The 751-nt window shown below is 77.4% G+C and carries 1 protein-coding gene; it reads left to right on the forward strand.

Going from position 1 to position 751, the window contains the following annotated elements; all coding sequences use genetic code 11:
• Positions 1–88 precede the first annotated feature (88 nt).
• On the forward strand, positions 89–751 hold a 663-nt coding region (locus tag FOE67_RS27485), incomplete at its 3' end, for an ABC transporter ATP-binding protein (RefSeq protein ID WP_182667516.1).

The following is a 751-nucleotide window of genomic DNA, read 5'->3' on the forward strand; positions in this document are numbered from 1 at the left end:
GACCCCGGAACCCCCCGACCGTCTCCGCGAACCCGACCCGGACCGGACGCCCCCGGACACCCCCGGTGGGGCGGAGGGCGCGCTCCGGGTGCGCCGGCTGCACTGTCTCCGGGAGGGCACCGAGGCCCTGCGGGACATCACCCTCGACATCGACGAGGGCGAGATCCTGGCCGTGGTCGGCCCCCGGGGCTCGGGCCGCAGCAGCCTGCTGGGGTGCGTGGCCGGGCGCCTTCCGGTGCACGAGGGCGAGGTGTGGTTCGGCGACCTGCCCGTGCACGCCCTGCCGGAGGCGGCGCGGGCCCGGATGCGCCGCGAACACGTGGGATGGATCGGCGACACCCCCCGGTTGTTGCCGGAGCTGACCGTGCGGGAGAACGTCGCCCTGCCGCTGCTGCTGGCCGGGGCGGGCTCCCGGGCGGCGCACCGGGCCGCCCGGGAGTGGCTGGGACGACTGGACGCCGATGGTTTCGCCCGTCGCCGTCCGGCCGGCCTCACCAGGGCCCAGCGGCAACGGGTGGCCATCGCGCGGGCCCTGGTCACCGGGCCGACGGTGCTGCTCGCCGACGAACCCGGTGCCCCCCTGCGCGGGCGGGACCGGCTGTGCGCCCTGCGGGCCCTGGTGGCCGCCGCCCGCTCCCATCACATCACCACCGTGATCACCGGTACCGGCCCCGAACTGGCCGGGCTGGTGGACCGTGTCGTCACACTGGAGGACGGTCGCGTCATGGACCCCGCCCCGACCCCCGGCGCC

Origin of the sequence: Streptomyces calidiresistens (assembly GCF_014141525.1) — a bacterium.
GTDB classification, from domain to species: Bacteria; Actinomycetota; Actinomycetes; order Streptomycetales; family Streptomycetaceae; genus Streptomyces; species Streptomyces calidiresistens.